Origin of the sequence: Mycolicibacillus trivialis, assembly GCF_002102395.1 — a bacterium.
Lineage (GTDB): Bacteria > Actinomycetota > Actinomycetes > Mycobacteriales > Mycobacteriaceae > Mycobacterium > Mycobacterium triviale.
In genome coordinates this window covers 1-5351 of the sequence record NZ_LQPZ01000048.1, presented here as the reverse complement: position 1 = coordinate 5351, position 5351 = coordinate 1, and the positions used below count along the sequence as shown (strand labels likewise).

Annotated in this window: 4 protein-coding genes and 1 pseudogene; 4 read left to right on the top strand and 1 reads right to left on the bottom strand. The window is 61.0% G+C overall.

The genetic code is table 11. The annotated features are described in order from the left end of the window. Nucleotides 1–109: 109 nt before the first annotated feature. The 4 genes from AWC30_RS16510 to AWC30_RS16495 all read left to right on the top strand — a co-directional run bounded on the left by AWC30_RS16510 (nt 110) and on the right by AWC30_RS16495 (nt 4551). A complete protein-coding gene (locus tag AWC30_RS16510; RefSeq protein WP_133053713.1) occupies nt 110–1174 on the top strand; it encodes a helix-turn-helix domain-containing protein in 1065 nt (354 codons plus the stop codon). Then, nucleotides 1119–2057: a hypothetical protein gene (locus AWC30_RS16505; protein WP_234808133.1), complete on the top strand. Its 939-nt coding sequence runs from the start codon at nt 1119–1121 to the stop codon at nt 2055–2057. The genes AWC30_RS16510 and AWC30_RS16505 overlap by 56 nt, the downstream gene beginning before the upstream one ends. 134 nt (nt 2058–2191) lie before the next feature. Then, nucleotides 2192–3382 carry an adenine-specific methyltransferase EcoRI family protein gene (locus AWC30_RS16500; RefSeq protein WP_085111335.1) on the top strand — a complete coding sequence of 397 codons (1191 nt, stop codon included), beginning with the start codon at nt 2192–2194 and terminating at the stop codon, nt 3380–3382. A 2-nt stretch (nt 3383–3384) separates the two neighbouring features. Further along, nucleotides 3385–4551, top strand: a complete 1167-nt coding sequence (locus AWC30_RS16495) for a GmrSD restriction endonuclease domain-containing protein (RefSeq protein WP_085111334.1) — start codon at nt 3385–3387, stop codon at nt 4549–4551. A 98-nt stretch (nt 4552–4649) separates the two neighbouring features. Here the strand turns inward: AWC30_RS16495 and AWC30_RS16490 are convergent. After that, a pseudogene (locus AWC30_RS16490) lies at nt 4650–5351 on the bottom strand (hypothetical protein); the annotation flags it as partial.

The following is a 5351-nucleotide window of genomic DNA, read 5'->3' as shown; positions in this document are numbered from 1 at the left end:
CTACGCTCACCACCAGACCCCGGCAGCCGCCGGAGTCTCAACCTAGAAAGTCTCCGGACACGCCGGGGGGATTCACAGTGGACTTCCCGCAAGCATTGCGCCATGGGCCGTGGACGAGGAAGGTTTCCGGACTCAAGTCGCAGATTTCCCTCAGTATCTGACTCCAGAATTGGCAACCGCGCTCGACACGAATGCCCGCGAGTATCTGGTCGGCTGCGGAATAGAAATCGAACCACTGACCTGGCATCCGCCGACAAGCTTCCTTGATGGGCTGGATCTTCCAGGTGCGGATCCGAGCGTATTGAGCATTGACGCCCTGCACGGCGCAGTCGCCGCCGCGGGCAAGAGGAAATTGGGTACCGCCGCGACCGAATTGGGAACAAGCCTCGACGTGGTGCGCCATCTCCTCGCCACTTCCCCCGCGCCCCGCCAGGCCCCGCCCGACGGCGTTCGCCTGGCTGCAAACCACAATCGGGCGTACGCGAGGCTCAAGGCAGCGGTCCCGCGGGACCGTTTCATCGAGCTCTATGAACACGAGGGGATGTCGTTAGGGGCTATCGCGCGGGCATTTGGAGTCAGTCGCCAGATAGCGTCCCGACTTGCTCATGATTACCAAATCGTGCTTCGGGCGCGATGCCTGCCGCCCATCGGCCGCGACTGGCTGTACGACCAGTACGTCGTCCGCGGCCGTGCGCTCTCGGATATCGGCCGCGACATTGGCATGAGTGCTGCCAACGTTGCGCGGTGGGCCAAGATTCATGCGATTCCAATGCGTGGGCGGGGAGCCCGAAGCCAGAGTGCCGCGATCGCCGCCCAGAGGTTCGCGGCCACTGCGCCGGCGCTGATCAGGCCGGCGCTAACGGGAATCCGAGGATGGGAACGGCTGCAACGGTTCGCGGCAGCGAGTGACTATGCGAACCTCAGCATCGCCGCGGCCGACCTCGGCGTCGCCACCTGCACACTGAACAACCAGATCAACCAGATAGAACGCGAACTCGGTGTGACATTGCTAGTCCGCGCCTGGCATGAACGCCCGATGCGACTAACCGAAGAGGGTGCGCGCGTGCTCCAAGCGGTTCGCAATCATCAGCAGAGTGGTAGCGCAACTGACTCACAGGATGCTGCTCCTGCGGCACTGGGACCGGTTGCCGCCCGCGCCCGCAGCGGAAGCTGACTACATCCCGGAGGTAGCGTCGGTCGCCATGGGGCCGGAGGATTTCTTCGAAGAGACCGAAACTCATAGTCCTTGGTCCAGCGAACCCACCATCACCACGAACCTGCGGAAGGACTTCCTCAACGGGCTGCGTGCTGGCCCGGTGCTCGGCACGGATGACCTTGACGCCGCGATGGCGTTAACCCACCTCGTGTGGGACGAATTGATCGCGTTTGGGACGGGCGGAGGCAACGCCCTCGACGACAAGGAGATTGCCCTCGCACAGCGGGCACTTATCGCAACCCTGTCGCGTATCGGCGTCACGTTGAGCATCCCGTGGCGGGACTTCAACACGTTTAAGTCACACTGGCTGCGCAACGGCTGCTCGGGCTCATGGCAAGCCCGCCGCGATCTCTTGAACGATCTGTTCGCCCCGGTGCAAGCGGAGCTAGATCGCCAGGAGGAGGCCCAGTTCCGGGCCGCCAACGCAGAGGCGGTGTCGCCACACAGCCAGACGGGCTGGCCGATGGTTGACGAGGAGCTGACCGAGCTGCGTCGGCGCTTCCGCACCGCCAGCACTACGCAGGACTACCGGGACGTGGGTAATCGCGCAGTCGGCGTGCTGGAGGCCCTGAGCCGCATCATCTACGACCCCGCAGTGCACCTCCGCGACGGCGAGGTCGAGCCGCCGGCCGACAAGACAAAGCAGCGGCTCGGCCGATACATCGAGGAATCCTTGGCAGGCAAGGACAACGAGGCGATCCGCGGTGTTGCCAACAAGGTGATCGAGCTCGCCCACAGAGTGAAGCACTCCACGACACCCACTCGGCGGGAGGCGGGTATCACGGCGGATGTGGTGATTATGCTGGCGAACATCCTGCGGCGGGTAGACCAGGACGTCTGAGTGCGGAGGATCCTCGCGAGGTATTGGCGACCCGCAGCGCGGCGCATCGGACGCGGTCGGACCCCGTCGATAGGATTCATCCCACAGATACGCCCCGCTACCAGCGGAGGAGTCCAGCCTGCCCAGGAGAGAGTATGACGACGGCCGCGCATCGCACCTCAAGCTTCAAGGCGGCTAAGGCGGCAAAGAACGACGAGTTCTATACGCAGTGGGCGGACATCGAGCGTGAGGTGAATGCATACCTTGAGTTCGACCCCGACGTGTTCCGGGGGAAGGTGATCTTGCTGCCCTGCGATGACCCGGAGTGGAGCAATTTTGCGAAGTTCTTTGCCCTCCACTTCATGGATTTCGGTCTCAAGAAACTCATCTCCACCTCTTATGCCCCCGACAGTAACCCGGCGAACTTCTCATATGAGCCCACGCTCTTCGAGCTGGACGACCCGAAGTTCGACGCGGCGAAGACCCGCACTAACGGCAAGAAGTTCATCCTCGAGCCGCATGACTTGAACGACGACGGCGTCATCAATATCGACGACTTGCAGTGGGAGTACCTGGAAGGCGACGGAGACTTCCGTAGTGCTGAGGTGACCGCACTACGCGACGAAGCGGATATCGTGATCACGAATCCCCCGTTCTCGCTATTCCGCGAGTTCATGGCATGGCTGATCAAGGCCGACAAGAAATTCTCAATCATCGGCAATCAAAACGCCATCACCTACACCCAGGTCTTCCCTCTAATCAAGGGGAACCGAGTATGGAAGGGCGCGACCGCAAACACCACGGACATGGTGTTTGGCGTCCCTAAGGGAACGAAGGTGAAGCCGGCTGACCAGGCCAAAGCAGAGCGGATGGGGTATCCCTCCGACGAACAGTACGCCTATACCAGGCTCGGCAACTCATGCTGGTTCACGAACATCGAGCACGGTCGTCGTCACGAGCCAATGCAACTCATGACGATGGCCGACAACCTCAAATTCAACAAGAAACTGATAAACAAGCTGGACGGCGGAACCGACTACGTGCGCTACGACAACTACGACGCAATAGAAGTGCCATTTTCGGATGCTATCCCGTCCGACTACGACGGAGTGATGGGCGTACCGATCACCTGGCTCGACAAGTACAACCCCGACCAGTTCGAAATCATCGGCACGAACAGGTACACGACGCCGCACGGAATGTCACAGAAGTTCGTCGACGACTACTATGCATCAGGTCAGAAGGGGCAGATCAGCGAAGGCCACCCCGACCTCTGCTACTACGACTTTCACGGCCGACCCGTCGTGACGTATGACCGCATTCTTATCCGCCACAGGAGGATGTAGAGGTGAAGACCGAGCTGAAGCACTACACGGTCGAGGAGGTCCTGGAGGGCTTCGTTTACAACGAACTGGAGGGCAAGGGCCTGTTCGGGCTCGACGGGAAGCTCGTCATCCAGCCGGAGTACCAACGCAACTACATCTACAACGACGGCAAGCGCGACGTCGCCGTCATCGACTCGTTGCTCAAGGGGTATCCGCTGGGGCTCATCTACTTCAACGTGGAAGGCTTCACGCTCGAAGTCCTCGACGGCCAGCAGCGCATTACCAGCGTCGGCCGCTTCGTCACCGGCAAGTTCGCCATCAAGGTGGACGGCAAGGAGCAGACGTTCTCGTCGCTGCCGATCAACCGCCAGCGCATGATCCTCGACACGAAGCTCGACATCTACGAGTGCGACGGGACAGAGGACGAGATCAAGGCCTGGTTTCAGACCATCAACATCGCTGGCGTCCCGCTCAATAAGCAGGAGCTGCTTAACGCGATCTACTCCGGGCCGTTCATCACGAAGGCCAAGGCCGAGTACAGCAACTCCAACAACGCGAACATGCAGAAGTGGCAGTCCTACGTCAACGGGGACCCAAAGCGCCAGCAGATCCTCGAGGAGGCGCTGGACTGGGTTGCGTCCTCGCAAGGACTGAGCATCGACGCCTACCTCGCTCAGCACCGCCTGGACCCAGACATCGCCCAGCTGAAGACCTATTTCAACTCGGTCATCGACTGGGTCGGGAGCGTCTTCATCCGACCTCCGGACCGGGAGATGCGCGGTCTCGAATGGGGCCGGCTCTACGAAGAGCACCACGGGACCTCCTACAGCGCGACGAAGATTGAAGCCCGCGTCAACGAGCTGCGTGCCGACCCTGCGGTGCACAGCGCGAAGGGGATCTACGAGTACCTGCTCGGCGGTGAGGAGAAGCCGCAGCTGCTCGACATCCGCCTCTTCGACGCGAAGGACAAGCGAGTCGCCTACGAGAAACAGACGGCGAAGGGTAAAGCCGATGGCGTGTCGAACTGCCCACTGTGCGCGCTCGGCGGGGACAACAACAAAGCCCGGATCTACAAGCAGAACGAGATGGACGCCGACCACGTGACCGCCTGGTCTAAGGGCGGCGTGACGGACCTGTCTAACCTGACGATGCTGTGCGTGATGCATAACCGCGCCAAGGGCAACAGGTAGCGTCCCGCCAGGAACTACGTGTCGTGACCCGGGAGGCGTTGACGCTGTGGCGGCTTGAAATCGGGAGGACCTCCTGGCGGAGTGCACGCGTGTAGACGTTAGAGGGTCTTGATCTGGGCATACAGACTTCGGAGGGCGACGTCCGACATATCTATGATCGGCTCGTACATGAATGAATTCACATGAATGTTCTCGGGGGTCATCAGGACCACGCTGTCGAGTGTCGCTGTCGATTGCGACGTCCCGCAACTGCGGTTCTTGAACGTGTTGAAGAGGACTGCAGTCTGATTCCCGGCGATTGCATCCGTGAAGGTCGGGTCGTTCAGCTCCCCGACCATGAACTTCTCCGCCTGCAGCCGCGTCGCGATCGAAAGCACGATCTTGTTCTCGAAGTTCACGCCTTCGTCGGCTTGCAGCGCGAGGTCGGCCTGCGCGTGAATGAGGTCGATCACAGGATCGTTCGCTGCGTCCCACGCCTGAGATTCGTAGCCGGGGAACGTCTCCTGGAAGATGCGGTCGAGGTCTCCGTTCGTGATGCTGAGCGAGTCCTGCTTCCAGTGCAGTAGCGACGTGAGCTTCATGTAGTCCGGGTCGTCGGTGCCCTTCGTGTACTCGAGGATGTTCCGGACGAACGGGATAGACGCCACCCGCTGCATTCCGTCGCTGAAGAAGTTCAGCTTGAACGCCCGGATGAACGGGTTGTTCACGTGCTCGGCCTGACTGTGAGGTGAGCCCCCTGTAGTGGTCCAGTCGTTGTGGGACTCTGTTGCCCGAGTGTTCGGGCAGGAAGAATCGACGAC